Below are 15,147 nucleotides of genomic sequence, written 5' to 3'. Positions count from 1 at the left end.
ACTCGAGGACGCAATGGCGTTTCTGCCCCAGGAAATCATTCGCAGGAAACGGGACCGACGGACGCTTGAGCCCGGCGAGATCGGCGATTTCATTCGCGGAGTGACCGATGACCGGGTCAGCGAGGGCCAGATAGCGGCGTTCGCCATGGCCGTTTTCCTCAATGGCATGACGCGCGACGAGATCGTCGCGCTGACGCTCGCCATGCGGGATTCCGGAGACGTTCTGACCTGGCCCGGGATAGACAGGCCGATCGCCGACAAACATTCAACCGGCGGCGTCGGCGACAATGTCTCGTTGATGCTGGCGCCGATCGTCGCGGCCTGCGGTCTCGCCGTACCGATGATCTCGGGCCGGGGTCTCGGCCATACGGGCGGCACACTCGACAAGATGGAATCGATACCCGGTTACTCGGTGACGCCGGACAATGACCTCTTCCGGCGCATCGTGACCGATATCGGCTGTGCGATTATCGGACAGACCGGAGATCTCGCGCCGGCCGATCGCCGAATATATGGCGTGCGCGACGTCACCGCGACGGTCGAATCGATCCCTTTGATCACGGCGTCGATCCTGTCGAAAAAACTTGCCGCGGGGCTTCAAACACTGGTGCTTGACGTCAAGACCGGCAGCGGCGCCTTCATGGGCGCGGACGACGACGCCCGCAGTCTGGCGCAAAGCCTCGTCGAGGTTGCGAATGGCGCCGGGCTGGCGACGGTCGCCCTGGTGACCGACATGAACGAGCCGCTCGCAAGCGCGGCGGGAAACGCAGTCGAGGTTCGCAACGCCGTCGACTTTTTAACAGGCGCGCATCGCGACGGCAGGCTGGAGCAAGTGGTTCTGGCGCTTGCCGCGGAGATGCTGACGTCATCCGGCGTGGCCGCCTCGGCGGAGGCCGCCAAAAAGCAGGCGATGGAAGCGCTGGCGTCCGGACAGGCGGCCGATCGGTTCGGTCGCATGGCGGCGGCGCTCGGAGGTCCGGCCGACTTTGTCGAGCAAACTGGTTCCTATCTGCCTGAGGCGCCCATTGTCCGCGACGTCGTGATCAGCGCCGGCGGGCATGTCGCCGCGGTCGACACCCGTGGCGTCGGGCTCGGCGTTGTTGCTCTTGGCGGCGGCCGCACGCGGCCGCAGGACGATGTCGATCACGCCGTCGGATATTCGGATCTTGCGCCAGTCGGCGCCGTCCTGGAAACGGGCGACCCCATCGGCCGGGTTCACGCCCGTTCACAAGATGACGCCGACGCCGCGGCCGCGACCCTTGTCAGCTGTTATGAGATTGCGCAGAATGCGCCGTCTACGCGACCCGTCATTCTCGATCGCATTGCGTCCTAGAGTGATAATATCAACGTGTTGTTTTCCACACGGTAGGATCGGAGCCGCTTGAGAAAGCTCATGCCGATCAGCGTATGGGCCAGGCTGTCGTCCCCGATGACCACAGCCCGCACGTCCCTGACCCGGATGGATCCGAGTTCGATGCGTTTCAGCAACACAGGCGCGACAGCGACCGAGCCGTTGGCGGTCTGGACCCTGTGCGTAAAATCCGCCGGTTTCAGCTTTACGCCCAGTTTTCTCGCCATGGTGTCGTTGATTGCAACCGCCGTGGCGCCGGTGTCGATCAGACCGTCCACCTTGCGGCCGTTGATCTTGAATTCCGCCGTGAAATGACCGGAGCGATCGGCGTCGAGCCGAACCGTGCGGCTCGTGGCGGGCGTTCGCTCGGCGGCCGCAAGATCCACTGATTTTTCTTCGTCGCTCCTTTCGGAAAGCAGCGAAGGAACAGCCAGGGAAAAGCCGATCGCAAGGGCGGCGAATACGAGCACCCGGTGCATGGTCGATCTCCGTTCGAGTATCGCCATGCTATAGACGACGCCGCCTAATGCGTCCTGAATTCCCGAATTTCAGCGCGATTCACTGAATTCTTGGTAAGCAGCGGGTAAAGACCGTCACTTGGTTCCGTACATGCGGTCGCCTGCGTCGCCGAGGCCCGGAACGATGTAGCCAAGCTCGTTCAGGTGGCTGTCGACGGCGGCCGTAAAGACCGGCACGTCCGGATGCGCTTCGCGAAACGCCTTCAGGCCCTCAGGCGCAGCGAGCAGACACAGGAAACGAAGATTGTGAGAGCCCCGCTCCTTGAGTTTCTGAATTGCGGCGATGGCGGAATTGGCGGTGGCGAGCATCGGATCCACGACAATGACGAGGCGGTCGCTTATGTCTTCGGGCGCCTTGAAGTAATATTCGATCGCCTCGAGCGTGTCGTGGTCGCGATAGAGACCGACATGCGCGACGCGAGCGGAGGGCACGAGTTCCAGCATGCCTTCAAGCAGTCCGTTGCCGGCGCGCAGAATGGAGGCGAAAACCAGTTTCTTGCCAGCGAGAACAGGGGCGTTCATCTTCGAAAGCGGCGTCTCGATCTCTTCCTCGGTCAGCTCCAGCTCCCGCGTCACCTCATAGCACAACAGCGTCGATATCTCGCGCAAAAGGCGGCGGAAGCTGGCCGTTGACGTATCCTTCTTGCGCATGATCGTCAGCTTGTGCTGGACGAGAGGATGATCGATGACAGTGACGCCGTGCATCTCGCAGTCTCCTTGTTGTCGGCGCAGCCCGAAAGGCGGCCGCCGGGTCATATTGCCGGTCGAAGTCGCGTGCAGCAACTCCACACAAGCCTCAAAGTCAAGCCTGCGGGGATCTGTTCACAGCTTTGGACGATGCTTCGTTCACAGAAAGCTTGCGCCATGGCGTCCCGGCGGCAAGCCGAGATGGGCGGCGACGGATTCACCGATATCGGCGAAAGTGTTGCGGATTCCGGCCGAGCCCTGTGTGATGCCGGGACCGAAACACAGCACAGGAACGCGCTCACGCGTATGGTCGCTGCCTCTCCAGGTCGGATCACAGCCATGGTCGGCGGTGACCAGGATCAGATCGTTGGGCCGCAATTTGCGGGCTATCTCGGGCAGTCGTCGGTCGAAGGCCTCAAGCGCCGCCGCATAACCCGCAACATCGCGCCGATGTCCGTAAAGCGTGTCGAAATCGACGAAATTCGTGAACACAATGCTGCCATCGCGCGCATCGTCCATCGCCTTCATCGTTGCGTCGAACAACGCCATGTTGCCATTGGCCTTGCGCACTTCGCTGATTCCCTGATGCGCGAAAATATCGCCGATCTTCCCGACGGCGATGACCGTTCGTCCGGCCCTTGTGGCGCGGTCAAGCAACGTCGGTTCGGGCGGCGGCACCGAAAAGTCCCGGCGATTGCCCGTGCGTTCGAAAGTCGCCGCGGTTTCTCCCGTGAATGGACGCGCGATGACCCTGCCGATATTCAGCGGATCCAGCAGTTCCCGAACGATCTCGCAAAGCCTGTAAAGCCGTTCGAGCCCGAAATGCTTCTCATGGGCGGCGATCTGGAAGACGCTGTCGGCGGATGTGTAGAAGATCGGTTTTCCGCTGCGGACATGTTCCTCGCCGAACCTTTCGATGATGACGGTTCCGGAAGCATGGCAGTTGCCGAGGCTGCCGGGCAGGACCGCCCGCTCATGGATCAGGTCGAGAAGATCTTGCGGAAAGCTGTTTTCAGTGTCGGGGAAGTAACCCCAGTCGAAAGTAACAGGCACGCCGGCGATTTCCCAGTGGCCGGACGGCGTGTCCTTGCCGTTCGAAACTTCGCTGGCGCACGCATAGAGACCGATGGGCCGTGACGCCGAGCCCACGCCCGCCGGAACCGACCCGCAGGCCATTCTCGCCGCCTGCGCCAGGCCGAGCGACGCCAGATTCGGAAGTCGAAGCGGTCCCTTGCGAAGGCCTTCCCGGTTGGCAAGGTCCGCTGCGCAATATTCGGCGATATGTCCAAGCGTATTCGAACCGGCGTCGCCGAAGGCGTCCGCGTCCGGCGCGCCGCCGATGCCAAAGGAATCCAGAAGCAGGATGATCGCGCGCGCCATGGATGATTTCGCCCTGGATTGGTTCTTGAAAAACGGTTCCAGGATGTAATTAAGTCCCCGATAAATCGGGCACAAGCGCTAATCGATAGCGGCCGCATAAAACGGCCGGATCAGAACTGTGCGTCAACAGTCGCCGCAATCGAGCTGCGAGCCGCGGCGCGGCCGCATGTAATAGGTGTCGCGCATGGTCACGGAAGTCTTGTCGGTTCCGAGAAACGGCAGGCTCGTGAGATAATCGTAGGGATTGGTGATCTCCACCCGCACATAATAGGAGTTTGCGATCTTCAGTCCGGCCGGAATGTCGATTTCGTCGCCATCGGTAAATGCGCGATTGTTGGTTGCGCTCGTCCAGGACCAGTCGATCTTCGCTTTTTTTGATTTATCCACCGAAATACCCGTATAGACGAGCGTGATGTCCTCGGCGCTGAATGGAGAGAGGATGCTCGCCGCGACATCGGTCATGCCCTTGAGTTCCGCCTTCGTGGTCTTTGTGCCCTGCGTGATCAGATCGAGGGTGATGTTGCCCGCCCGAGCCACCTTGGCGTCGACCGTCATCCCGACGCTGATTTCGAGAGAGGCAATATAGATGCCCATGAGAACCGGGACGAGAAACGCGAATTCGATCGATCCGACGCCGGAACGGTCCTTCATGAGGTGACGCAGCTTGCTTGCGCATTTTGCGGGCGCGCCCGAATATCCGTTGATTCTGGAAAGCAGAAATCCGGTCATCGGTCATACGCCTCGTTGCGGAATGCGGTCGTGGCCACCATCAGATAATACTGCGGCAAGGATCCGTCGGTGGTGTCGATGTTGCTGAGATACGGTCGTATCAGGTCGGTCATGACCTGCCATTTGAAATAGGCCCGCATGATATTGACCGACGAGGCTGTACCGGGCGCAAAATCGAAATCCGACGTATCGAGGTCGCCGCCCTTGGCGTTGCCGACCCGCGGCACGCCAATCGGAATATCGTTGAAATTGTCAAAGCTGCGCACGTCGAGAAACAGTCTGGTGCCGTAAGTTCCCTTGCAGTCGATCATCAGGGAAACATTCTCGCAGAAGAGCAACTTGAATTCGTCTTCCGTGACATCTGTCAATTCACCGGTATTGAAGGTTATCTCTCCGGTTCTGAGCTGCCGACCGATCTTGTCGACGCCGTAGTTGAGAAGCTGTTCCGCGCCGAAAGCGATGAAGGTTTCGATGATGGCGAAAACCATGAGAAAAAATGGAATAGCCAGGATCGAAAATTCGATCGCGCTCGTACCACTCTCGTCGCGACCCAGGCGCGCCAGAGCTGAGCTACCCATTCCTCTGAAAATTTTATTGATGAACCGCATGGCTCCCCGCGACGATATTGAATATCGCAGATCTAGCAGGGTTCGGTTGAATTTCGGTTTCTCGGATATCCGAAATTTCAGCGGTCTCTTTTACAATGCGTTTACCATGCCGTCGCCTACTCCTCGATCAACGGCTGACAGGCCGGCGTGCAGGACAGGACTTCACGTTCGGTCTGCCGGTAAACCTGCAGCGTATTGTAGCTTTCAAGCGAAACCAGAACGCGCTCGTCAACCAGCGCCTGCCCCTGCTCGTCAAGGATGACGATATTCGTCGTCCCGAAACTTTTGCCTGTGAGAATGATGGTTTTTGAATCGGCCACTGCGGCGTCAGCGATATCCGCATTTCCGATAATCACCTTGCTGACCGGCTGGTCGAGCTTGATAACGCGCGCGTAGTCCACTTCAACCCGGATATTGTCATCGGCGGCGGCTCGAGCAGGCGCGAATCCCGTGAAAAGCGCCACGAGAATGATGGACCACATAACCTGTGCGGGCATGACTGCCATGGTTGACTCCGGGGTCTGTTGCAACGATCTCAAAATCACCCCGAATGGTGAATGAAGCTTTAACAGTGGCTGGCGCTTCTGTATTTCTACACAAAATCCTGCTGCTGTTGCAGATCAGGTCGAAGTACGCACTCAAAAAGCTTGGAACTTGTCTTTATAATATAGGCGTCATTCAGATGTGGCGCACACCATTTCCATGCGAGTGAAGTGTTCTCGGAACAAGTTTCAATTGCAGCAAGTATTTTTAAGTTCGCGTTCACCAAGAAGCGCTGAAATGGCTTGTAAGGATTTGATAACCTTTTTTATTAAGCTGATCTCAAATCCTGCCGGATAGCTTTCACGCATCCGATCAGCGGAAAACAAGCTGACGGAAGTGCTGAACAAAACTGTAGAGCAAGGAGCTATCCAATGACCAAACTTTTCGCACGTTTCATGAAAGACGAATCCGGTGCAACTGCAATCGAATACGGCCTGATCGCCGCCCTTATCGCGATCGCCGTTATCGCTGGAGCAAGCGCAGTTGGCGGCAGCGTTGGCGACGTATTCGACACCGCATCCGAAGAAATGGATGATGCGATCTAAGATCGAAGCTATTCTTGAAACCCCGGGCTTTCCTCGAAACGCCCGGGGTTTCATTGCCGGTTTGCCGCGGTTGACTCGGCAGGCCGCAGGCGCCGTTCGGACGACCGAACGGCTTTTTTGTTTCATGAACTGAGGAACGGCTGATGCTCAGTGCAGCGCTCATTGTAATCTTTCCCTTGTGTCTCGCCTATGCGGCATTGACGGATATGCTTACGATGAAAATCCCGAACAGGGTGCCTTTGCTGCTGCTCGCTTCCTTTGCGATCATCGCCCCGTTGACCGGGATGGGATGGGCCGAAGCGGGAAGTCATCTCCTGGCCGGCATGATTGTGTTCGCCGCTTGTTTCGGTCTCTTCTCTTTCGGCGTCATGGGCGGTGGCGACGCCAAGCTGTTGACCGTCGTCGCAATCTGGTTCGGAATGTCGATTGAGCTGTTCGCCTTTCTTACCAATGTCGCTGTCTTCGGCGGATTGCTGACGCTGGGAATCCTGATCATTCGCGGCAACAAATATTCACCGATCGTTGGACGATTCGGCATGCTGCAGCATTTGACAGATCCGAAACTGGGTATCCCCTATGGCGTCGCAATCGGTATTGCCGGACTGCTCGAATATCCCAATACCGAATATTTTCGCTTCGCGGTTTCTCACCTGGCGTAGGAAAAACTGCGAAAAACGCTGCATCCGGCGCAAGGCCATGGGTCGCGATTAACGATGCATTAAGCACATTCGCTACGATTTCATTAACCTTAATTACACCATTAGCCGGCATATTTCGGACCACTGCCAGAAGAGTGTTCCGGAGTATCCTGCATGAAACCCGCACGACTTATCGTTACGATCGTTGCCCTGACCGCCGCGGCGGGGGCGGGCTATCTGGCATGGAATTTCTCCAAAGGCGGCGCGAAGAGCGTCGGGACCCAGAGCGCCGTCAGGGAAGTCAGAACGGATCAGGTTCTGGTCGCCTCTGATAGCCTGCCAATCGGCTCGCGGCTGAACAAGAAAAATCTGTATTGGCAGGAATGGCCCGAAGGCGCGGTTGTTGACGGGTTCATTACCCGCTCCACCCAACGCGACGCGATCGAAAAACTGTCGGGATCGGTCGTTCGCCTTCCGATATTCGCCGGCGAGCCGGTGCGCAGCGAAAAGGTTGTCGATTCGGATACGCGCATCATGTCGTCGATCCTGCCGGCCGGAAAACGGGCGGTTTCGACGGAAATTTCGGTCGAGACCGGCGCCGGCGGTTTCATCCTGCCCAATGATCGCGTCGACGTCATCATGGTTCGCGGCAGCGACGACGGCAGTTTCATTACGGAAACAATACTCTCCAACATTCGCGTCCTGGCGATCGATCAGCGAATTCAGGAAGATGAAGACGGCAACAAAACCGCAGTGGGAACAACTGCAACGCTTGAACTGACGCCGGACCAGGCGCGCATCATGTCGGTGGCTCAGCAGATGGCGTCGAGGTTGACACTGGCCTTGCGCAGCGTCGCTGACGGGCGCGAACCCGACACCGGAGGGGCGGATCACCTGCTCAGCCGGGAAGGCGGACCGGCCATCCAGCTCATTCGTTCCGGGGCGATCACCAATATTGGCGCAGTGAAGTAACACGGGAGCATCTCGGTGCTAATTTTGAAACAAGCAGTTGGATCATTCGATCGCCTGACAAGAGCGCGCGCCATGGCGTTGGCGCTTGCGGTGATGGCGCTTCCGGCTGCCGCTATGGCGGTTGCGCCGGCAAAGGCGCAATCCGAAACGATATCCGTCCGGACAACAGGCGCGACGTCCGTCAGGGACGTCAAGCTCGGTCTCAACAAGGCGGTCGTCGTTGATCTGCCTGCAGATGCACATGATATCCTCGTCGCCGATCCCGCCGTGGCTGACGCCGTTACCCGATCACAACGCCGCATCTATCTGTTCGGAAAAGCTGTCGGTCAGACAAACGTCTTCGTCTTCGGCGCCAATGGAGAACAGATTGTCAGTCTCAATCTGTCCATTGAACGCGACATCAGTGGTCTGGAGGAACAGATCGCCCGGTTCATTCCCGACTCGGACGTGAAGGTCGAGATCATCAGCGATAACATCGTCCTGACCGGCAGGGTTCGCACGCCCCAGGACGCCTCGCGCGCCGCGCAACTCGCCGAGATTTTCCTGAAAGGCGGCGAGGCGACGACCCGCAACATCACGGCTGTCGGCGGCGCCGGCGAGGGAGGGGCGGCGATTTTTGCCGAACAGCGCCAGAGATCGCTGATCGTCAACCTGCTCGATATCGACGGCGACGATCAGGTCACACTCAAGGTTACGGTGGCCGAAGTTAGCCGGCAAATCCTCAAGCAACTTGGCTTCAACACCTATCTCAACAGCGGAACGTCCGAGTTTCAGTCGGTTAATCCGGTTGGACTCGGCAAGATGCTCAGTAGCACGGTAGCCGCCTTTTCCGGCAATATCGGAAGCGTCGACATCAACGCCTATGTTCGCGCCATGGAGCAGGCGGGCGTGATGAAAACGCTGGCTGAACCAAGCCTCACGGCGATCTCCGGCGAAGCCGCTGATTTCTATGTCGGCGGTGAATTCTGGCGGGTTGTGAGCCAGGCGTTTGATGAAAATGGATCGCCTGTCTATGAAAACGAAGAGACGGAATACGGAATCCGTCTCGAATTCACGCCAGTGGTGCTGTCTGCCGGTCGTATCAGCCTGAAGGTCAGGACGGAGGTGTCTGAACCGACCTTCGAGGGCAGCGTAACGCTCAGCGGCGGTGGAAAACTGGGCGGAATAACCGCCAACGGCATCCGTCGGCGCGAGGCGTCCACGGCCGTCGAACTCCCCTCCGGCGGCTCGATCGTGATCGCCGGTCTGGTCCAGGACAATATCAGACAGGTCATGGGCGGTTTGCCCGGAGCGTCAAAGATCCCGGTTCTGGGCACGCTTTTCCGCAGCCGCGACTTCGTGCGCAACGAAACCGAGCTGGTCATCATCGCCACGCCCTATCTTGTGCGGCCGGTCGCGCGAAACAAGCTTGCGCGTCCCGATGACAATTTCAACGCCGCCAGCGACGGCGCAGGCAATTTCCTCGGACGGGTCAACCGGGTCTACGGCCAGATGGAAACCGATCTGCCGAAAGGGCGCTACTATGGCGTCGTCGGATTTATCTACAAGTAATCATGGGGTTGGACAGGATCATGCGCCGAAATCAGTTTCATCCGACCTCTTCCGGTCTTGTTCTTTTGGCCGCGGTCATGGCGGTTTCGATTTCCGGATGCGCGCGGGTCCACAATATCGAGACGGGATCTGTTCCCGACGATTATCGCACCCGGCACCCGATCATTGTGTCGGAACAGGAATATGCGGTGGACATCGCAGTCGCCCGACAGGATCGGCATTTGACGCTTGGCTCCGCGGACGCGGTGAGGGGATTTGCCTCGAACTATCGCGAAACCGCTTCCGGCACGGTGCAGATCATGACGCCGGTCGGATCGCCAAATTCAGCCGCCGCTGCAATCGTCGCCAAACAGGTCCGTTCGGTGATGATCGAGGAGAATGTGCCGGCGGACAGGATTTACATCACCAACTATCAGGCGGAAGCAGCCTTTGACGCTGCGCCGATCCGGCTCAGCTTCGTCGGCATCCAGGCGTCCACCAACCAGTGCGGCAAATGGCCAGCCGATCTCGTCTACAACACGACGGAAAACAAGAACTGGGAGAATTTCGGTTGCGCGACGCAGAACAACCTCGCCGCGCAGATTTCGGACCCGTCCGATCTGCTGGCGCCGCGCGGCATGACGCCGATCGACGCCCAGCGCCGCGACAAGGTGTTCGAGAATTACAGGGAATACGGGGCGGCGGCCGCCGCGCCGGACGAATAGGCCTGCAACGGAATGACAACGGCTTGAACCAGCGGGAAAAAGAATGAGCGAGAAAGCCTATATCGAAGATGAGGCGCCAAGCCTGATCGATGATACGACGCGCAAACCAGAGGCTGTCGATACGTTTCGGCCGTTGCCGCGCATATCCATTCAGGCCTTCTGCGCGTCGGAAGATCTGATGTCGGTGTTGCGGCGTTCCGCGGAAGACAGGCGCATGGCGCGGGTTCATATGCGCGTTGTTTCCGGCGATATCGCGACAGCCACGGAAACCTTCGCCGCCTCGCCCACGCCCAATCTGGTCCTGATCGAGACGCGCGTGAGCCAGAACCGTCTCATGGAGCAGCTTGCCGAACTCGCCGAGGTCTGCGACCCCACGACCAAAGTCGTGCTGATCGGTCACAACAATGATGTGCGGCTTTACCGGGAACTGGTCCGCAGGGGCATATCCGAATATCTGATCGCGCCCGTCACACTGTCGGACGTGATGATGTGCCTGTCCTCCATCTTCGTCGATCCGGACGCCGAACCGCTTGGACGCTCCATCGCCTTTGTCGGCGCCAAGGGCGGCGTCGGATCGTCGACCATCGCACACAACTGCGCCTGGACGATCTCCGAGCTCTTCGAGACGGAAACCATTCTCGCCGATATGGATCTTGCTTTCGGTACCGCGAACATCGATTTCGACCAGGATCCGCCGCAGGGAATTGCGGAAGCCGTCTATTCTCCCGAAAGGCTCGACGATGTCTTTCTCGACCGTCTCCTGTCAAAATGTGCGTCGCACCTTTCCATGCTCGCCGCGCCTTCGATGCTCGACCGGACCTACGATTTCAATTCGGGCACGTTCGAACAGCTGATCGAAGTCATGCAGCGCAGTGCGCCGCTCATCGTCCTGGACGTGCCGCATGTATGGACCGACTGGTCGCGCAAGCTGCTGTCGGAAGCGGACGACATCGTGGTCGTTGCGGCGCCGGATCTGACCAATCTCAGGAATACGAAAAATCTGGTCGACACGCTGATCAAGCTGCGGCCGAACGATCATGCGCCGCGCCTGATCCTCAACCAGGTCGGCATGCCGAAACGACCGGAAATCGATATCGCGGATTTTTGCGAGCCGCTCGAAACGGAGCCGGTCGCTATTATCCCCTTCGACGCGCAGCTTTTCGGCAACGCGCTCAACAGCGGTCGGATGATATCCGAGACTGATCCCAAGGCGCCGGTTTCGGAAATCATCTCGCAGCTTGCGCATGTTCTGACCGGGCGCGTCGAAATGCGAAAGAACCGCAAGTCGGGTCTCAGCCTGCGCGGCCTTCTCGGTCGGCGCGCCGGGCGCGACTGAGGGAAACAGGTTCTAGAGGAACATCATGTTTGGCAAGCGGGGAACAGAAGGATTTGGCGCAAGGACGACCGACAGGCCTGTCATGCCGCCGCCCCAGGCGAAGGAAAGTCGCGACAGGACCGGAGCCGCCAGCGCCGCCCAGGGCGAGCCGGCGAGCGCTGCGACGTCAAGCAATACACCGCTCGCCCCCGGCAGCGAGCGGCCGGAAAAGCGTCGCGCGCCGGCCAAGTCGCAAAATTATTACGCCACCAAATCCCAGGTGTTCTCCGCGCTGATCGACACGATCGACCTTTCGCAGCTCGCCAAGCTCGATCAGGAAAGCGCGCGAGAGGAAATTCGCGATATCGTCAACGATATCATCACTATCAAGAATTTCGCGATGTCGATCTCCGAGCAGGAGGAACTGCTTGAGGATATCTGCAACGATGTTCTTGGCTATGGACCTCTCGAGCCGTTGCTGGCGCGCGACGATATCGCCGACATCATGGTCAATGGATCGGGCCGAACCTTCATCGAGGTCGACGGCAAGGTGGAAGAATCCTCGATCCAGTTTCGAGACGAGGGCCAGCTCCTGTCGATCTGCCAGCGCATCGTCAGCCAGGTCGGGCGCCGCGTCGATGAATCAAGTCCGATCTGCGACGCGCGTCTGCCGGACGGGTCGCGCGTCAACGTCATAGCGCCGCCTCTTTCCATCGACGGCACCGCGCTGACCATACGCAAGTTCAAGAAAGACAAGCTGACGCTTGATCAGCTCGTCAATTTCGGTTCGATTACGCCGGAAGGCGCCACGCTCCTCAAGATCATCGGTCGGGTGCGCTGCAACGTCGTCATCTCCGGCGGCACCGGTTCCGGCAAGACGACGCTTCTCAATTGCCTGACGCGCTATATCGACACAGACGAGCGCATCATCACGTGCGAAGACTCCGCCGAACTGCAATTGCAGCAGCCCCATGTCGTGCGGCTGGAGACACGCCCGCCGAATATCGAAGGCGAAGGCGAGGTGACCATGCGCGACCTGGTCAAGAACTGCCTGCGCATGCGGCCGGAACGGATCATTGTTGGCGAGGTGCGCGGACCCGAGGTTTTTGACCTGTTGCAGGCCATGAACACGGGTCACGACGGTTCGATGGGCACCATCCACTCCAACTCGCCGCGCGAGTGCCTGAGCCGCATGGAATCGATGATCGCCATGGGCGGGTTTTCCCTTCCGGCGAAAACCGTGCGCGAGATCATCACCGGCTCGGTCGATATCATCATCCAGGCGACCCGCCTGCGCGACGGTTCACGCCGCATCACCCACATAACCGAGGTTGTCGGGATGGAAGGCGATGTGGTCATTACGCAGGACATCATGAAATTCGAGATGGAGGGTGAGGACGCGAACGGCCGGATCATTGGCAAGCATTGCTCCACCGGCATCGGAAGGCCGCATTTCTGGGAGCGCGCCCGCTACTACAATGAAGACCGTCGCCTTGCCGAGGCGCTGGACAGCATGGAACGGACCGTCGCCTGATGGCGGGCGACCGATGAAAAGGGGAAAGCGGTGTTCGGACTGGATCTGACAATCTGGCTCATCATACTGCTCGTCGGCGTAGCCGCGGGCTGCCTCGCCTACGCGTTCCTGTTCTCCAACATCGAAACAGAGACCAGGGTCGCCAACCGGATCAAGCGCGTCAAAGCGGCAGAGACCGACTGGGACACGGTGGCTGTCACCCGCCAGAAGCTGAATGAAGCCGCCAAACGCCGCAAATCGATCCAGGAATCGTTGAAGACCCTTGAAGAAAAGCAGAAAAAGAACGCAAGTCAAAAGTCGCCGCCCCTGAAGATGCAGATCCAGCAGGCCGGATGGAAGATCGGCGTTGGCCATTTCCATATCGCGAGCGTGGCGACGGGTCTTGCGGCAGGCGCCATGATGTTCTTCATGACCGGCAGGCCGTTGCTGGCGCTGGGCGTGGTTTTCGCCGCCGGTCTCGGTCTTCCGCGCTGGATCCTGTCCTTTGCCCGCAAGCGCAGGATGAAGGCGTTTCTCGATGAGTTTCCCAATGCGCTCGACGTCATGGTGCGCGCGATAAAGTCCGGTTTGCCGCTGAACGATTCTTTGCATCTCATCGCAGCGGAAGCCCAGGAGCCCCTCAGGACGGAGTTCCGGCGGATCGTCGAGGCCCAGCAATTCGGTATGAGCGTTCCCGAAGCCTGTGTTCGTTTGCACGCAAATATTCCCCTGCCGGAGACGAGTTTCTTCGGGATCGTCGTGGCCATTCAGGCGCAGGCGGGCGGAAACCTGTCGGAGGCGCTGGGCAATCTGTCGCGGGTTCTGCGCGATCGCAAGAAGATGAAGGCGAAGGTCAACGCGCTCTCCATGGAGGCCAAGGCTTCGGCCGCGATCATCGGCAGTCTGCCCTTCATCATCGTTCTTCTCGTCTATCTCACGACGCCCGACTATATCATTACGCTGTTCACCGAACCGCGCGGAAACATCATTCTCGGCGCGTCCCTCGTCTGGATGACGATCGGGATTTTCGTGATGCGCAACATGACCAATTTCGAGATCTGACCCATGGTCGAGACGCTCTCCAATCCCACTTTCGTTATGGCGGTGCTCGTAAGCATCGCAGTCTTCGCGACCATTTTCACGCTTGTCATGCCGATGTTCGACAAGAGCGATCTGAAGTCGCGCATGAACAGGGTGGCCCTTGAAAGGGACGAAATTCGCGCCCGCGAACGCGCCAGGCTGAACACGGAAAGAAACAACGCCCAGAAAGGTCTGCGCTACCAGAAAAACATGTCGGTCGGCAGGCTGGTCGAACAGCTCAACCTGCGCCAGGCCCTGGTGGACGAAGCGACCGTCGGCAAGTTGAGAATGGCCGGATACCGGTCGCCCAATGCGCTCAACATCTATCTGGTCGCGCGCTTCATCCTGCCGTTTTTATTCGGCGGTTTCGCCGTCTTCTACATTTTCGGGCTGGAACTGCTCCAGCAATATTCGTTTCTGGTGCGTTGCTGCATGTGCGTTGGCGCAGCCTACGCCGGCTTCTATGCGCCGATCCTGTTTATCTCCAATCGCACGGCAAAGCGCCAGCAATCGATCCGCACCGCCTGGCCGGACGCCCTCGACCTGCTTCTAATCTGCGTCGAGTCAGGCGTTTCGATCGAGGCGGCCTTTCACAGGGTCGCGGAAGAAATCGCCATGCAGTCGCCGCCGCTGGGCGAAGAACTGGTGCTGACGACGGCGGAGCTCTCCTATCTGCAGGAGCGTCGCAAGGCCTACGAGAACCTCGGCATTCGGACCGGTCTCGAGCCCGTCAAGTCCGTCACGCAGGCCCTGATCCAGGCCGAGCGCTACGGCACGCCGATCGCCCAGGCGTTGCGAGTGCTGGCGCAGGAGAGCCGCGATCATCGCATGACCGAAGCCGAGAAGAAGGCCGCCGCGCTGCCGCCAAAGCTGACGGTGCCGATGATCCTGTTCTTCCTGCCGGTCATTTTCGCCGTCATCATGGGACCGGCGCTGATGCAGGTCTACGATACGTTCTGAACCCGACTGGCGCCCGCATGGTCCGTCACGCAAAGCGCGCTGAGCCAAGGCGC

16 protein-coding genes are annotated in these 15,147 nt (G+C 59.2%); 10 read left to right on the top strand and 6 right to left on the bottom strand.

Annotated elements, in window-relative coordinates; all coding sequences use genetic code 11:
* Positions 1–13: 13 nt before the first annotated feature.
* Positions 14–1,333: a thymidine phosphorylase gene (gene deoA / locus K1W69_RS12950; RefSeq protein ID WP_220228752.1), complete on the top strand. Its 1,320-nt coding sequence runs from the start codon at positions 14–16 to the stop codon at positions 1,331–1,333.
* Here the strand turns inward: deoA and K1W69_RS12945 are convergent.
* The 6 genes from K1W69_RS12945 to K1W69_RS12920 form a co-directional block, all read right to left on the bottom strand.
* Positions 1,330–1,857 carry a retropepsin-like aspartic protease family protein gene (locus K1W69_RS12945; RefSeq protein ID WP_258571021.1) on the bottom strand — a complete coding sequence of 176 codons (528 nt, stop codon included), beginning with the start codon at positions 1,855–1,857 and terminating at the stop codon, positions 1,330–1,332. The genes deoA and K1W69_RS12945 overlap by 4 nt on opposite strands.
* Before the next feature lie 87 nt (positions 1,858–1,944).
* On the bottom strand, positions 1,945–2,574 hold the full coding sequence (gene upp, locus K1W69_RS12940; protein ID WP_220228751.1) for a uracil phosphoribosyltransferase: 630 nt from the start codon (positions 2,572–2,574) through the stop codon (positions 1,945–1,947).
* A gap of 141 nt (positions 2,575–2,715) precedes the next feature.
* Entirely contained in the window at positions 2,716–3,936 is a 1,221-nt protein-coding gene (locus K1W69_RS12935) for a phosphopentomutase (protein WP_220228750.1), read from the bottom strand.
* Positions 3,937–4,059: 123 nt separating this feature from the next.
* Positions 4,060–4,665 carry a TadE/TadG family type IV pilus assembly protein gene (locus tag K1W69_RS12930; RefSeq protein ID WP_220228749.1) on the bottom strand — a complete coding sequence of 202 codons (606 nt, stop codon included), beginning with the start codon at positions 4,663–4,665 and terminating at the stop codon, positions 4,060–4,062.
* A complete protein-coding gene (locus tag K1W69_RS12925; RefSeq protein WP_220228748.1) occupies positions 4,662–5,243 on the bottom strand; it encodes a TadE/TadG family type IV pilus assembly protein in 582 nt (193 codons plus the stop codon). The genes K1W69_RS12930 and K1W69_RS12925 overlap by 4 nt, the downstream gene beginning before the upstream one ends.
* Positions 5,244–5,389: 146 nt before the next feature.
* The gene (locus K1W69_RS12920; protein ID WP_258571103.1) at positions 5,390–5,755 is read right to left on the bottom strand and encodes a pilus assembly protein N-terminal domain-containing protein; all 366 of its coding nucleotides are present in this window, start codon (positions 5,753–5,755) and stop codon (positions 5,390–5,392) included.
* A gap of 432 nt (positions 5,756–6,187) precedes the next feature.
* Here K1W69_RS12920 and K1W69_RS12915 point away from each other — a divergent pair, with 432 nt between their 5' ends.
* The 9 genes from K1W69_RS12915 to K1W69_RS12875 all read left to right on the top strand — a co-directional run bounded on the left by K1W69_RS12915 (position 6,188) and on the right by K1W69_RS12875 (position 15,094).
* The gene (locus K1W69_RS12915) at positions 6,188–6,361 is read left to right on the top strand and encodes a Flp family type IVb pilin (protein ID WP_220228747.1); all 174 of its coding nucleotides are present in this window, start codon (positions 6,188–6,190) and stop codon (positions 6,359–6,361) included.
* Positions 6,362–6,504: 143 nt separating this feature from the next.
* A complete protein-coding gene (locus tag K1W69_RS12910; protein ID WP_220228746.1) occupies positions 6,505–7,020 on the top strand; it encodes an A24 family peptidase in 516 nt (171 codons plus the stop codon).
* A 153-nt stretch (positions 7,021–7,173) separates the two neighbouring features.
* A complete protein-coding gene (cpaB, locus tag K1W69_RS12905) occupies positions 7,174–7,971 on the top strand; it encodes a Flp pilus assembly protein CpaB (RefSeq protein WP_220228745.1) in 798 nt (265 codons plus the stop codon).
* 72 nt (positions 7,972–8,043) lie between these two features.
* Positions 8,044–9,522, top strand: coding sequence for a type II and III secretion system protein family protein (locus tag K1W69_RS12900; protein ID WP_220229331.1), 1,479 nt, complete (start codon positions 8,044–8,046; stop codon positions 9,520–9,522).
* Between the two features lie 20 nt (positions 9,523–9,542).
* Positions 9,543–10,226, top strand: coding sequence for a CpaD family pilus assembly protein (locus K1W69_RS12895; RefSeq protein WP_220228744.1), 684 nt, complete (start codon positions 9,543–9,545; stop codon positions 10,224–10,226).
* A gap of 43 nt (positions 10,227–10,269) precedes the next feature.
* Positions 10,270–11,562, top strand: coding sequence for a CpaE/TadZ family protein (locus tag K1W69_RS12890; RefSeq protein WP_220228743.1), 1,293 nt, complete (start codon positions 10,270–10,272; stop codon positions 11,560–11,562).
* 25 nt (positions 11,563–11,587) lie between these two features.
* Entirely contained in the window at positions 11,588–13,075 is a 1,488-nt protein-coding gene (locus tag K1W69_RS12885; protein ID WP_220228742.1) for a TadA family conjugal transfer-associated ATPase, read from the top strand.
* A 30-nt stretch (positions 13,076–13,105) separates the two neighbouring features.
* Positions 13,106–14,116 (top strand): type II secretion system F family protein, encoded by a 1,011-nt coding sequence (locus K1W69_RS12880; protein WP_220228741.1) that lies wholly within the window; start codon positions 13,106–13,108, stop codon positions 14,114–14,116.
* Between the two features lie 3 nt (positions 14,117–14,119).
* On the top strand, positions 14,120–15,094 hold the full coding sequence (locus K1W69_RS12875) for a type II secretion system F family protein (RefSeq protein WP_220228740.1): 975 nt from the start codon (positions 14,120–14,122) through the stop codon (positions 15,092–15,094).
* The last annotated feature ends 53 nt before the right edge of the window (positions 15,095–15,147 follow it).

It is taken from the genome of Flavimaribacter sediminis (genome assembly GCF_019492055.1).
Taxonomy (GTDB): Bacteria; Pseudomonadota; Alphaproteobacteria; order Rhizobiales; family Rhizobiaceae; genus Flavimaribacter; species Flavimaribacter sediminis.
This window is presented reverse-complemented; position numbering and strand designations above follow the sequence as displayed.